Annotated in this window: 9 protein-coding genes and 1 pseudogene; 4 read left to right on the top strand and 6 right to left on the bottom strand. The window is 40.3% G+C overall.

Annotated elements, in window-relative coordinates:
* Positions 1 to 660: 660 nt before the first annotated feature.
* Both V7K79_RS24670 and V7K79_RS24665 read right to left on the bottom strand, forming a co-directional pair.
* On the bottom strand, positions 661 to 1,515 hold the full coding sequence (locus V7K79_RS24670) for an HIT family protein (protein ID WP_335051342.1): 855 nt from the start codon (positions 1,513 to 1,515) through the stop codon (positions 661 to 663).
* Positions 1,516 to 1,593: 78 nt separating this feature from the next.
* A complete protein-coding gene (locus V7K79_RS24665) occupies positions 1,594 to 2,397 on the bottom strand; it encodes a Uma2 family endonuclease (protein ID WP_335051340.1) in 804 nt (267 codons plus the stop codon).
* Positions 2,398 to 2,644: 247 nt separating this feature from the next.
* Here V7K79_RS24665 and V7K79_RS24660 point away from each other — a divergent pair, with 247 nt between their 5' ends.
* Both V7K79_RS24660 and V7K79_RS24655 read left to right on the top strand, forming a co-directional pair.
* On the top strand, positions 2,645 to 5,860 hold the full coding sequence (locus tag V7K79_RS24660; protein WP_335051339.1) for an NACHT domain-containing protein: 3,216 nt from the start codon (positions 2,645 to 2,647) through the stop codon (positions 5,858 to 5,860).
* Between the two features lie 15 nt (positions 5,861 to 5,875).
* Positions 5,876 to 6,097 carry a type II toxin-antitoxin system HicB family antitoxin gene (locus V7K79_RS24655; RefSeq protein WP_335051336.1) on the top strand — a complete coding sequence of 74 codons (222 nt, stop codon included), beginning with the start codon at positions 5,876 to 5,878 and terminating at the stop codon, positions 6,095 to 6,097.
* 95 nt (positions 6,098 to 6,192) lie between these two features.
* Here V7K79_RS24655 and V7K79_RS24650 read toward each other — a convergent pair whose 3' ends face one another.
* Both V7K79_RS24650 and V7K79_RS24645 read right to left on the bottom strand, forming a co-directional pair.
* Positions 6,193 to 8,349, bottom strand: coding sequence for a polyribonucleotide nucleotidyltransferase (locus V7K79_RS24650; protein ID WP_335051334.1), 2,157 nt, complete (start codon positions 8,347 to 8,349; stop codon positions 6,193 to 6,195).
* A 101-nt stretch (positions 8,350 to 8,450) separates the two neighbouring features.
* Positions 8,451 to 8,996 carry a GNAT family N-acetyltransferase gene (locus tag V7K79_RS24645; protein ID WP_335051344.1) on the bottom strand — a complete coding sequence of 182 codons (546 nt, stop codon included), beginning with the start codon at positions 8,994 to 8,996 and terminating at the stop codon, positions 8,451 to 8,453.
* 134 nt (positions 8,997 to 9,130) lie between these two features.
* Here V7K79_RS24645 and V7K79_RS24640 point away from each other — a divergent pair, with 134 nt between their 5' ends.
* Positions 9,131 to 12,415, top strand: a complete 3,285-nt coding sequence (locus tag V7K79_RS24640; RefSeq protein WP_335051332.1) for a DEAD/DEAH box helicase — start codon at positions 9,131 to 9,133, stop codon at positions 12,413 to 12,415.
* 96 nt (positions 12,416 to 12,511) lie between these two features.
* Positions 12,512 to 13,348: an SWIM zinc finger family protein gene (locus V7K79_RS24635; RefSeq protein WP_335051330.1), complete on the top strand. Its 837-nt coding sequence runs from the start codon at positions 12,512 to 12,514 to the stop codon at positions 13,346 to 13,348.
* A 118-nt stretch (positions 13,349 to 13,466) separates the two neighbouring features.
* Here V7K79_RS24635 and V7K79_RS24630 read toward each other — a convergent pair whose 3' ends face one another.
* On the bottom strand, positions 13,467 to 13,652 hold the full coding sequence (locus tag V7K79_RS24630) for a PCP reductase family protein (RefSeq protein ID WP_335051328.1): 186 nt from the start codon (positions 13,650 to 13,652) through the stop codon (positions 13,467 to 13,469).
* Positions 13,653 to 14,117: 465 nt separating this feature from the next.
* Positions 14,118 to 14,273, bottom strand: a pseudogene (locus V7K79_RS24625) (photosystem II q(b) protein); the annotation flags it as partial.

Raw genomic sequence — 14,273 nt, 5'->3', positions numbered from 1 at the left:
TTGTTTTTCCGGGTTCATGCTTTAGACGGACGGCTTGTGTATTCTCATACATTCTCCCAGAAAAGGTATATCCGCCAAAGTGGGATGCTCCCCATGGCCACTCTATCCGAAACCGTTGTATGTATTTGTTTACCTCCAGATTCCAACCGCACAGCTTAAAACGATAACCGGATCTGTTCGGCGTGCTGAAATACTTTCTCTTATGTCAGTCCAAGTAAAACCAATACAAACTCTCAACACCATATCTATAGACAATGTTTTGAGAGTCACTATAGTGGCGAAGAGAGTCTGCAAATACTTGAATTATGGGTAGGCAATGCCCGCCGCAGGCATCGCCAGCCTGATGAACGAATAGACTTATCCGAAAATAGTAAATGTATACAGCAAAAAGATTTCAGCGATTAGAAGGGAATGTGCGATCGCTAGTATCATCGAAATTAAAGGCTTGCTAGCCAAAGAAATTAAGCGACGCTGCCAAGCTGCAAACGCAACAGTAGTTGAGATGATTACAGTAACGCTCAGAATGACAAAGCATTTAATAGCTGATCTCAACCTTATGAGATAAGTTTGAGCAAGTCATAATGTTCCAGTAATTTTTATAATTACTTTAAAGCGGTCAAGTTATAGCAAAATTATGAATTCTTAATTTTTACAGAAAAACTATTGCTTTTTAGAAATAACGTTCCTGATTCCACTTTTAGAACTAATAGTATCACCTTTGTAACGAGGGATGATATGAATACTGGCGTGCATAATATTTTGACCTGCGGCTCTATTGATGTTCATTCCTACATTAAAACCATCAGGCTCAAATTCAATTTTGAGAATTTTTTGTACTTTATTCACCATAAACCAGCAAGCAGATTGCTCTTTAAATGGTAGCTCAAAATAGCTATTAACATGACGTTTGGGAATAATTAGAACATGTCCTTTACTTATTGGATAGCCATCAAAAATAGCATAAGCAGTTGCTGACTCAGTTAATAATTTAAGAGTTTTATGGGGATTACAGAATATACAATAGTTAGATGAATTTTGCTGGTGATTATAGTGAATATACTCATAGACTTCCCGATATTCATCTAAGCAAATTGAAGTAAAGGGAAGTTTAGCAATACACTGATAAGTTAGTTTTTTATGAACATAATGTTCTCGAAACCCTTCTCTTTTGATATCCCTTCTTACAGCATAATAAGCTTTACCTCCTGGTTTTAATAAGTGGGATATTTCCATAAGAACATTAGTTTGTTCTTCAGTAAACAAAACATTTAAAACATAAAAGCAAATTATTGTATCAAATTTAGTATCAGGATATTCTGGAAAATAGTAAGGATCATAGCCTGTAATATCGCAACCTTTTTGGCGCAATATTTTAACATCATTACCAAAACCACAACCAAAGTCTAGTATTTTGCCTTGGAGAAGGTTTTGATTTAATAAAAACTGTGCCGGAAATGATAGATAACTTCTTTCGATCGCAGTAAGATGACTAAATTGATTTTTTTGCTGTTTCATAGAATTTTGGTGCTGATGTCCCAAAATTATTATTCCCAGCATTTGTTGAGGTTATGCAATGTCTACGACAGCCTACGCCTACGCATCAGGGTCAATACCTAGCTCACGTAACTTAGCTACTAAGATATCAGCACGTTGGCGTTCTTGTTCAGCACGTTGGCTTTCCTGTTCGGCACGTTGGCGTTCTTGTTCAGCGCGTTGGCGTTCTTGTTCAGCGCGTTGGCGTTCTTGTTGGGCTTGTTCGCTGCTCCACAACAGCAAATTTCCTTCTGTATCCCACCAGCGTAGCCAATTCATAGTTTGACATAATCTTTCACCTTGCCAAATTCCCAGAAATAACTCTAATTCAGGAATCCAATAACGTCCATTAGCGTCTGCTTGCTGCAAGGTATATTGGCCATTTTGCAAGCGCCGTAGTTCTATGCTTGGTTCGTAGGGGTCGTAGGTTACGTAGGTTGGAACTTGGAGAATCTTTTCGTAATAATAGAGTTTACCATAGGGTGGAGTTGAGCGGACTGATAGTTCTCCCCCTTCTGTGTCTGAGAGAAATTCCATAACTACAGCTATAGCAGCGCCTTCTAAATTCGGGGTATAGCTGCGACGAACCACATTTGTCCCTACAGACTGCACTTGAGGAACGTAAAACCAATCAGGGGCTTTAACGACAATTTTTTTATTGACTGTGGCTACAAGTCCAAAATTAGAGCCAATCAGCATTTGAGGTTGGATGCGTCCTGTGCTTCCCAAAGCATCGGTAAGCGCAGCAGCGATCGCGGGTTGTTGAATATTTTCCACTGGATCGTCAGGTAAAATGAAGTCGGCTGGAAGTGCTTCCCAAGTAACAATTGGTTCTTTTTGGATAGGGTTAACTTGTAGAACCATAAACTACTCCTAATATCAATGCACAGTTATTAGTTATTTTTAACAAATCTTCAGTCAGTATCGCTCTTAAGCTTAGAAGTAAAGATAATGTTCTTGTTAAGTATATCTTTGTGCGATCGCAGCATATAAAACCAGATAATCTTAAATTTTGGATGAGTAGACTCGCACTCTCTAAAAACTCAGAAATCTGGAAATATTTCTTTAGCGAGTGTATATACTCGTAGTCAAGCACTTAGCAGGCGTGAGTATGATAGTTGAGTGGTTCACTCTCTGGATAGGTCAAAAAACGGTTGGATTTCTTGTCAAAACTATTATCAGCGAAGAGTTTGTCAAGGATTTACTCAAGGACTACGCTAAAGATTTTTTCAAAAATATCTTTAATAATGCTGTAACCGCGCCTTTTAAGCGAGAACCCCTGGAGAAAGCTGTTGTCATGGCTGTAACAGAATTTTTGGAACTCATGCAGCAGGATTTAGATGATAGTGAACTTGTTGTATATGAAATTAAAAAGTATGAGCAGCCGTTAAATAAATTTCTGAAGCATCCAGAAGTCAAAGGAATTTTGGGAACTGCTTTTAAAGATGACTCTCAAGCTATAGACACCAAGGCATTGGAAACAATTTGGTATCAACTTAATGCTTCATACCCGTTACCAGATGATTTTAACTGGAAATGGATTGCTAGGAAATATCTGCAAAAGGTTAAAGAGATTATTATAGGAGTTCCTGAACTGCGAGAGATTCTGGATTCCCGAAATTTAGACAAAATCCAGAACAACACAACAGAGATAGCCGGGATTATTCCTGATTTTGATTTGGAAAGATACCAAGAAGCTATTAAAGAAACTTATAGCAATCTGAATTTAGACAGTTTAGATACGAGTACCTATGATTATCGAGATAAACTCAAAGTTTGGGATATATTTATAGCACAAAATGTCCGTGAAATTCATCAAATTATTCCCCAAATTCACGAGCTACCGAAAGAACATCTCCGAAGATTGCGAGAAACTAATGAACTGGAAGCAGAACTTCAGTTAGAAAAATTAGAACGCAACAAACGAGTTTATTTAGAACAACCGAAACGTTCTGTTGTGGATATTGTAAATGAGCAGCAGACTAATAAATATATCGTGATTCTGGGCAACCCTGGTTCTGGGAAATCTGCTTTATTAAAATACTTGGCATTAAATTGGGCTAGGAGTCCTCTGAATAATTCTTTTTCTCTAGCGATTCCTGTGCTGATTGAGTTACGCACTTATATGCGGCGGCGGGAGGATAAAGAGTGTGGTAATTTTCTCGAATTTTTTCACAAATGTAGTGGTGCGATTTCTCACCTCAACCAACATCAACTGCACGAACAGCTAAAGAGTGGTAAGGCTTTGGTGATGTTCGATGGTTTGGATGAGGTATTTGATCCTGCTCAACGAGAAGATATAATTACTGATATTCATCGCTTCACTAATGAATATCGTGATGTGCAGGTGATTGTAACTTCTCGCGTAATTGGCTACAAACCGCAACGTTTACAAGATGCTGAGTTTCACCACTTTATATTGCAAGATTTAGAACCAGAACAAATTCAGGATTTTATTTACCGCTGGCATGAGTTAACTTTTATCGATACAGCGGATAAAGAGAGAAAACGCAAACGGTTGCAAAGAGGAATTGCAGCTTCTAAATCTATTGCAGAATTGGCGGCAAATCCTCTGTTGTTGACGATGATGGCAATTCTTAATCTCAAGGGAGAAGAATTACCCAGAGATAGAATTAAACTGTATGAAGAGGTTTCCAAGTTACTGCTGCATAATTGGGATAATAGACGCAATTTAAAATCAGATAAAAACCTAAAATATATTAATCTTAAAGATAAACAAGCAATATTGCGTAAAGTTGCTTATAAAATGCAAACCCGTGAAAAAAGTTTATCTGGCAGCATTATAAATGAGGATGATTTAGATGAAATATTCAGTACTTATATGCAACGCCTAAGCATACCATTGTATAAAGCCAAATATAAAGCTGAGAGGTTGAAAGAGCAACTAAAGACTCGTAACTTTATGTTGTGTTCCGGGGATACAGATGACTATGCCTTTGTGCATCGGACTTTTTTAGAATATTTCTGTGCTTGGGAGTTTGTCTGGCAGTTTAAAGAGGAACGCAGCATTACAATTGAGGATCTCAAAACTGAAGTTTTTGGCAAACATTGGCGAGATGAAAGTTGGCGTGAAGTTCTACGCTTGATAACAGGAATGCTTGAGCCAAAGTTTGCAGGTGATATTATTGATGATTTAATTGAAGAATATGATGAACAAATAAATGAATGGTGTGAAGTAGAAGTTATTGATATACTTATTCTCGCATCTGAGTGTATGTCAGATGTAAGAAACCGCTTGGCGATTACATCAACTGATAATAAATTAGTTGAACGTCTAAAAAAATTAGTTGAGGTTTATGCTCCGTACAGCAGAGAAGATATGGGTTATACCTTCCCAGAAGAAGCAGCTAACTTAATCGAGATAATTAGTACTAAGGTGATTTCAATCATTACAACTACATGGAGTAACCACGTAGAGACATTACCTTGGCTAAAAAATTTAGCTAGGTATGGTTATGGATATATGGCAGCTATGGCAGTGCGGGAGTTAGTACGAGGTTGGAAAGATGACCTAAATACTTTACCAATACTCAAATCTCTTGCTCAAGCTATTCATTATGGAGAGAACACATATAGAGAGAACACATCTGCCTACGCAGCAATACAAGAATTAGCGCGAGGTTGGAAAGATGACCCAGATACTTTGCCAATGCTCAAATCCCTTACTCAATTTAGTGAGGATACGAGCATACAAACTATGGCAGTGCGGGAATTAGCACGAGGTTGGAAAGATGACCCAGATACTTTGCCAATGCTCAAATCCCTTACTCAATTTAGTGAGGATACGAGCATACAAACTATGGCAGTGCGAGAATTAGCACGAGGTTGGAAAGATGACTCAGATACTTTGCCAATGCTCAAATCTCTTGTTCAGTCTACTAATGATTGGGTAGTACAAAATACAGTACTGCAAGAATTAGTACAGGGATGGAAAAATGAACTTAATATTTTATCTTTTGTCTTATCTTTCCTCAAAGAATCTGCTCAACTTGATAATTTCGGCTATCTAAAACACGATGTGATGGAAGAACTGATTAAGAGTTGGCAGACTAGTCCTAAAATTTATGATTTTCTTTATGAGTGTGCTGTTGATGATTCTTTTAATCCGATATTTTGGGATTTCTCAACTGATAGCACCTCTAATAGGAATCAGGTTCCTTCCCGGCAAATAGCACTTAAGGCAATCATTGAGCAATATCCTCAGCATCCCCAGACTTTACCACTGTTGCGTGACAAAGCGGAGAATGACCCAGATGAGCAGGTGCGAGAGTTTGCTCAAGAGAAGTTGGCAGAATTAGAGAAGTAAAAGAGTTTCAAAAATATGAACAACACAGAAGTTCGTCAACAAATCAACCAATATTATGAAATAGATGAGTGTTTTGTTGTGAGTCTTCCCGAATGGGGATTTTGTCATACTCACGGAGATACTTATGAAGAAGCTTTCAAAAATGCTCAAGAAGTTTTAGAAATGCTGATTGAATCATCTTTGGCTGACGGTCAACTTCTACCAGAGCCGAAAACACTAGAAAAGTCGTTAAAATAATTTGTAATTTTTTAAATTAGAGAAGCATACGGCGATGCCTTCACGATAGGCATCGCGGATTTTAGATTTAATCTAATCTAAAATCCCAAATCGAGTTACCGATTCACCGCCGCAGCTTCTCTTGCTGCTGTTGCTTGATCTGGGTGAATACCCAAACGGGTGAGATTAATCCGACCTTTGTTATCAATTTCGCGCACTTTGATAATCACTTCATCGCCTACCGCTACTTCATCCTCAACTTTGCCAACGCGGTAGTCAGCTAGTTGAGAAATGTGAATCATGCCTTCTTTTCCAGGCAAAAATTCCACAAATGCACCTATCGGTATAATCCGAGTAATGCGTCCTGCGTAGACATCCCCTTCGTGTAACTTGCGGGTCATGCCTTGGATGATATTTCTAGCTTTTTTGGCCTTGTTCTCATCCACAGCGGAAATTGTCACGGTGCCATCATCTTCGATGTCAATTTTTGCACCAGTTTCCTCTGTGATTCCCTTAATAGTCTTGCCTCCAGGCCCGATGACCAAACCAATCATGTCTGAATCAATCTTGATTGTTAACAGACGTGGGGCATAAGGTGAGGTTTCAGTCCGCGGCGTGTCAATGCAAGCGAGCATTTTTTCCAGAATGTGCAACCGAGCTGATTTGGCTTGGTGGACGGCTTGTGCTATGACATCCAAAGACAAACCGGAGATTTTCATATCCATTTGCAAGGCGGTAATCCCGGCATCTGTCCCGGCAACTTTGAAGTCCATGTCGCCCAAAAAGTCTTCAATGCCTTGGATATCGGTCAGAACTCGTACTTCGTCCCCTTCTTTAATCAGACCCATTGCTGCGCCACTGACGGGTTTGAGAATTGGTACACCAGCATCCATCAAGGCGAGGGTGGAACCGCAGACTGAACCCATTGAGGTGGAACCGTTGGAAGAAAGTACTTCCGATACGATGCGAATTACGTAGGGAAATTGTTCTTTTGAGGGTAGCACAGGTATCAGCGATCGCTCTGCTAATGCCCCGTGACCAATTTCGCGCCTTCCTGGGGCACGCATTGGCTTAGTTTCTCCGACTGAGAAGGGCGGGAAGTTGTAATGATGCAGATAACGCTTGTGCTGATCTAGCTGCATGTCATCGTTGAGATTTTGAGCATCCCCAGGTGTACCTAGAGTACAAGTGGATAATACCTGAGTTAGTTCCCGGTTAAATAAACCGCTACCGTGGACTCGCTTTGGTAAGACATCAACTAAACAAGAAACCTGACGCACTTGATCGAGTTTACGACCATCAACGCGGACGTTATCTTCGATGATTTGTCGCCGCATGAAGTGTTTAGTTATATCTTTAAAAGTGTTACCAAGTGCCTTCTTATTTGCAGTTGCGGCAACTCGAATGGGATCTTCTTCTGGCAGTTCGGTAATCGTCGCGGCAATTCCATCCTTGACGACATCTAAAGCTGCATCACGTTCCGGTTTGGTGAAACTAAATTGAGACAGGATTTTCTTAATCTCGCCGCTAGCGCGATCGCGGATATAATTTTCTAGGGTTTGGTCTACTTGTGGTGGTGCTTCTTGCACTATTACTAGACCCAGTTCGGCGATTAAATCTTGCTGCGCTTTGATTAAGTCCCGCACTGCTTCATAACCAAAGTCAATTGCCTCAAGAATATCTCGCTCTGGCAACTGATTGGCTCCCGCTTCCACCATGATCACGCCATCTGGTGAACCTGCTACTACCAGATCCAAGTCTCCGGCTTCGATTTCTGCATAAGTGGGGTTAATAATGAAATCATCTCCCACTAAACCAACCCGCACTGCTGCCATTGGGCCATTAAAGGGGATTTGAGCAATCAGGGTAGCGATGGAAGCGCCTGTAACTGCTAACACATCGGGTGGCACTAACTCGTCCATCGACAGCGTTAAGGCAATAATTTGTAAGTCATCCCGCAACCATGACGGGAACAAGGGACGCATGGGACGGTCTATAAGACGGCTGGTGAGAATTGTTTTTTCTGGTGGGCGACCTTCTCGCCGCATGATCCCGCCAGGAATCCGACCAGCGGCATATAGCCTTTCTTCATAATCTACAGTCAGGGGAAGAAAATCAATGCCTTCTCTGGCTTGCGATCGCGTAGCCGTCACTAAAACGGATGTATCCCCCGATTCTATCAAAACCGACCCACCTGCCTGGGGAGCTAGTAGGCCTACTTTCAGTCGAATATCCCTTCCATCGAAGGATATTGACTTATCAACTTCTGCCATTCAGTTTTTTTTCCTTCTCTTTCGCTATTCTCTTTCTGTGGCAATCCTAACATTTATGCCCTATGACTGACTTCTATTACATACAAAGATAGACAAGTCGTTTAACGCAAAGTGTGATACAAGATTAAAGCGTCTACTACCTGCCCATTCTCTAGCTTCACCGCGCCCGGAATTCGCCCAATAATCTCAAATCCTAACGACTGCCAAAGTGTAATTGAAGGTATATTAGTCTTAAAGACTAAATTAAACATCACTGCTTCATAGCCCCGGTTTGCTGCTATCGAAAGCATAGCCTCTCCCATGAACCGTCCTAAACCCTGACCGCGTAATCCAGGTTGTACAATAAAACCAGCGTTGCAAATATGGCTACACCGACCGGGAAAGTTTGGCTTTAAATAAAACGCCCCTAATATTTCTTTCGGCTTGTGTGTAGGATCTACAACAGATGTCCTGACAACAAAGGCATCCTTGCTTAACCAGTAAGCTGAAAATTCTGTCAATGAGAGAGGTTGCTTTTGAGGATAAGTTTTACCTTCAACAATTACATCATTGAGTAATGATCTTACAACCTCTTGTTCTTGAGGATGTATATAATCTAGTTCCACTAATATGCCATTTTTTAAAACTTTAATTATGGGAAAATTAATTATTAATAATGTTTATATTAAATAATTACTTAAGTTATATGCAAAATTGATTAAAAATTATTAAATAACATGTAAAAATTAGAATAATTACAATTGTAATTGTTGACTTTTGGGAAAATCTGAGTAATTAGGAAATGGCGATTTTACACTGTAATTGGTTACTAAAAAATCAAAATGGTTGTTTATTTATTTGGGGGGAAACTTGGCGATCGCCACGAGTGAATTTAGAGTCTAGTGGATCTGGAGATATAGCACTACATCCATTGGCAATGACATCAATTGAGTTGAGTGAGTGGTTGCGATCGCAGAATATGGCAATTACCAACTTCATTCAGCAACCCCAAGTTGCGATCGCGACTACTAAACGAACGCGCAAAGCCCCTACAGCCACCCAAATCAGTTTGCCAATACATTCCCATATAATTGCCCTACCAACTCATATCTTAGAAGAAAGCGATCAAGGAACAACAGCGATTTTCCCTGTACATTCTGCTAGCTTAGGGCTAGACACAGATTCCCCGCAATATTTGCAACCTTGGCGAGTTGAAGGTTTTTGTCTCAACTCCAGCGAAGCAGTAAAATTTCTCGCTGCTGTTCCCCTAAATGCTGCTAAAGGGGAAGATGCCTTTTTGGGTGGAGATTTACGCTTTTGGTCGCAGGTTGCCCGTTGGAGTTTAGATTTAATCTCACGGTGTAAGTTTTTACCAACAATTGACCAACAATCAGATGGTGCATTTGCTACTAAGTGGCAAGTACTCGTAGATAGTGCTGTAGATGGAACCTGCCTAGAAAAATTTTCTGCGAATATGCCTTTGGTTTGTCGTACTTATCAGGATGGACTAGGGACTGGGAACTGGGGATTAGGGACTGGGGAGGAGTTTTCCCAATCCCTAATCCCTAATCCCCAATCCTTACTTTATGTAGACTTCCCAACCGAACCTCAAGAATTACTTTTGGGATTTCTCAACAGTACGATAGATGCCCAAGTGCGAGAAATGGTAGGTTCTCAACCTCCAATTGAAGCTAAGGCGATTGCATCTTTACCATCTGGGGTGCAGCAGTGGTTGCCAGCCTTAACTAGTGCATCTGGTACAGTTAATGCAGATGCAATTGAAGTGGAACGACTGGAAGCGGCATTAAAGGCTTGGACTATGCCGCTACAATACCAGTTAACTCTTAAAACTCTATTTCGTACCTGTTTTCAACTACGTTCTCCAAAGTCTGGCGAAACAGATTGGACATTGGCGTATTTTTTGCAAGCGGCTGACAATCCAGAGTTTTTAGTGGATGCAGCAACTATTTGGAACAATCCAGTTGAACAATTGGTTTATGAAAATCGCACAATTGACCAACCACAAGAAACATTTTTGCGAGGTTTGGGGGTAGCTTCCCGTTTATATCCAACAATAGTAACCAGTTTTGAAACCGAATATCCCCAATTTTCTCGTCTTACCCCTATCCAAGCTTATGAGTTTATCAAGGCTGTAGCTTGGAGGTTGGAAGACAGTGGTTTGGGAGTAATTTTGCCTCCCAGTTTAGCTAATCGTGAAGGCTGGGCAAATCGTTTGGGTTTGAAAATTACAGCCGAAACTCTAAAGACAAAGCAAGGACGTTTAGGCTTGCAGAGTCTACTAAATTTCCAATGGCAATTGGCAATTGGTGGGCAGACTATTTCCAAAGCCGAGTTTGATAAACTTGTGGCTTTAAATAGTCCGCTGGTAGAGATTAACGGTGAGTGGGTAGAATTGCGACCCCAAGATATCAAGACAGCCCAAACTTTTTTCACCACTCGCAAAGACCAAATGGCCCTTTCCCTGGAAGATGCTTTGCGTCTGAGTACAGGAGATACTCAGGCAATTGAAAAGTTACCAGTGGTCAGCTTTGATGCCTCTGGGGCATTGCAAGAGTTGATTGGGGCACTAAACAATAATCAGGCGATCGCACCTTTACCTACACCAACAGGCTTTAAAGGGCAGTTGCGACCTTATCAAGAACGTGGTGCTGCTTGGCTGTCCTTCTTAGAACGTTGGGGTTTGGGTGCGTGTCTGGCAGACGATATGGGACTCGGTAAAACTATTCAGTTTATTGCTTTTCTGCTACATTTAAAAGAACAAGATGTACTAGAAAATCCAACACTGCTAGTTTGTCCAACTTCGGTTTTAGGTAACTGGGAAAGGGAAGTCAATAAATTTGCACCAAACTTGAAAATTTTGCAATATCACGGTGACAAACGCCCAAAAGGGAAAGCGTTTTTAGAAGCTGTGAAAAATCACGATTTAATCGTTACCAGCTACTCACTGCTTCATCGAGATATTAAGTCATTGCAAAGTGTTTCTTGGCAGATAATTGTTTTAGATGAAGCCCAGAATGTGAAAAATCCAGAGGCGAAGCAGTCAAAAGCAGTGCGCCAATTAGAAGCTACATTTCGGATCGCCTTGACCGGGACACCAGTAGAAAATAGACTGCAAGAATTATGGTCTATTTTGGATTTTCTGAATCCTGGGTATTTAGGCAATAAGCAATTTTTCCAGAGGCGGTTTGCCATGCCAATAGAAAAGTATGGTGATACTGCTTCTTTGACTCAGTTACGTTCATTAGTTCAGCCATTTATACTGCGACGATTGAAAAGCGATCGCGACATCATTCAAGATTTACCAGATAAGCAAGAAATGACCGTATTTTGCGGTCTGACTAGCGAACAAGCCGCACTTTATCAAGAAGTTGTAGAACAATCTTTAGTAGAGATAGAATCTGCTGAAGGGTTGCAACGCCGGGGGATGATTTTGGCTTTACTAATCAAACTTAAGCAAATCTGCAATCATCCAGCCCAATACTTGAAACAAGCGACATTAGAGGAACAGAATTCAGCCAAACTTTTGCGGCTAGAAGAAATGTTAGAAGAAGTTTTAGCAGAAAGCGATCGCGCTTTAATTTTCACACAATTTGCTGAGTGGGGTAAATTACTTAAACCCTATTTAGAAAAACAGTTAGGGCGAGAAATATTCTTTTTATATGGCAGCATCAGCAAAAAACAACGTGAGGAAATGATCGACCGTTTTCAACACGACCCCCAAGGCCCTCCAATTATGATTCTTTCTTTGAAAGCGGGTGGAGTCGGACTGAATTTAACACGAGCAAATCATGTATTCCACTTTGACAGATGGTGGAATCCAGCCGTAGAAAATCAAGCTACAGATAGAGTATTTAGGATTGGTCAAACCCGGAATGTGCAAGTACATAAATTTGTTTGCACTGGCACTCTAGAAGAAAAGATTCATGACATGATTGAAAGTAAAAAACAATTGGCTGAACAAGTTGTGGGTGGTGGTGAAGAATGGTTGACTGAATTAGATACAGACCAACTCCGCAACTTATTAATACTTGATCGCAATGCTGTAATTGATGATGATGCAGAATAAGTTTTTAGTAAGGACTTTAGTCCCTAATTTAAGCGCTTTATCCCCGAACACGAACTCGCAATTGGTGTGAAAAATTACTAAATTTTTGAATTGATTATGACTAATGACACATTGCAAGCAAGCCGCGAATGGTGGTCACAACAATGGCTAGATTTACTAGATTCCTATCGCTTTAAAAAGCGTTTAGAACGTGCAAGAAATTATGCTCGTCAAGGAAATGTTCTCAGCATCGAATTTAAAGGTGCGAAAGTATTGGCTAGGGTGCAAGGTAGTGAAGTAGAACCCTACAAAGTTTCCCTTTCCCTTGAACCATTTACCGATGAACAATGGGGTTATGTAATTGAAACCATGTCCCAAAGGGCAATTTTTGCTGCCAAGCTACTAGCAGGAGAAATGCCACAAAATATAGAAGAAGTTTTCACAGCTAATGGTCTTTCGATATTTCCATTTACCCTTGCTGATGTCCAAAGTAAATGCTCCTGTCCTGATAAAGCAAATCCCTGTAAACACATTGGTGCTATATACTATCAGTTAGGCGATCGCTTCAGTGAAGACCCCTTTGTACTATTTCAATTACGCGGACGTACCAAAGAGCAAATTATCAGCGATTTGCGTAAATTACGTAGCGCCAAGAATGAACCCAACACTACAGAAACTCTTGATATTCAACAGTCAATTCCTAATAACAAATACTCAGTAAAAATTGATTCTTTCTGGCAATACAATGAGCCACTAGAGTCATCCTTGGTAGTTATTGTGCCCTCCAGCGGCGAGACGATATTAGATGTATTGGGAGCGATTCCCTTAGCAAAGGAAGAGGAAAATGCAGTAAAATCTAATTCGAGTGATGTGGTAATGAAGTATTTGAATACTGTTTACAGAGATGTAAGCCAGAAGGCTGTTTTAGCAGCAATGGATGTAGGTAGAAGTTGATAATAATTGGTAATTCGTAATTATGAATTAAATTGATTGGAATATTCTCGCCTTAAAAGTCTATCCCTTTATGGGTAGAGTATTTACCAATTCTGTATTCTGACTTCTGACTTCTGATTTATTGTCCAAACTCAAGCCTAGCCTGTTCTACCAAATCATCAGTCACAACGTCTTGGCCTGCTTCACGAGCTAGCTGTTCAATTCTGGCTTTAGCTTGAGAACGGGCAAAAAAGGGAATATTTTGTAACTTTTCTTTAGCTTCAGATGTCCATCGCAAAGCATCAATAAAATTGGAGTCATTCATCGATTAGTTACCTTAAGCAAGTCGCTCACTTTAATTAATAGATTATTAAGTAAATCGGTGTGAATATTTATCATCAAGAAAAGGCAGAAGGCACGAGGAAAGAAAATTTTAGCCTACTTTACTTTTGTTAACATAGTTTGATTTTTCTACTCGTTTTACTTAACTGACTTTAGACTAAGGGACTTCCAGAAAATAAATTATCCAATTTTCTCAGATAATATTTTTCTTTCTCCCCCTGCACCCTTGCTTACACAGCGATGGGATATTTTTTTGTTGGAAGTCCCTAAGAAGCACAAAATCACTAAGGGAAGCTGAGATGAGAAATAAAGCAGACTTGTGCCCTGATTTAAATGAAGTGAAAATATGCATTTTAACAATAAAATAGCGAATTCTACACCTACACATTTAAACAAAAAGCGCCCTCCTTTTACGGAGGGCGCTTTCTTATTTAGCTAAACTTCAGAATTAACCGTTGATAGCAGGAGCACTTAGAGCTACAGGAGCAATATCGCCAGCAGCTAAATCTAGAGGGAAGTTGTGAGCGTTACGCTCGTGCATTACTTCCATACCCAGGTTAGCGCGGTTGATTACGTCTGCCCAAGTGCTGATGACGCGACCTTC

It is taken from the genome of Nostoc sp., assembly GCF_036917575.1.
GTDB lineage: Bacteria > Cyanobacteriota > Cyanobacteriia > Cyanobacteriales > Nostocaceae > Nostoc.
The sequence above is the reverse complement of the archived record's forward strand: the minus strand, read 5'-3'. Positions and strand labels throughout refer to the sequence as shown.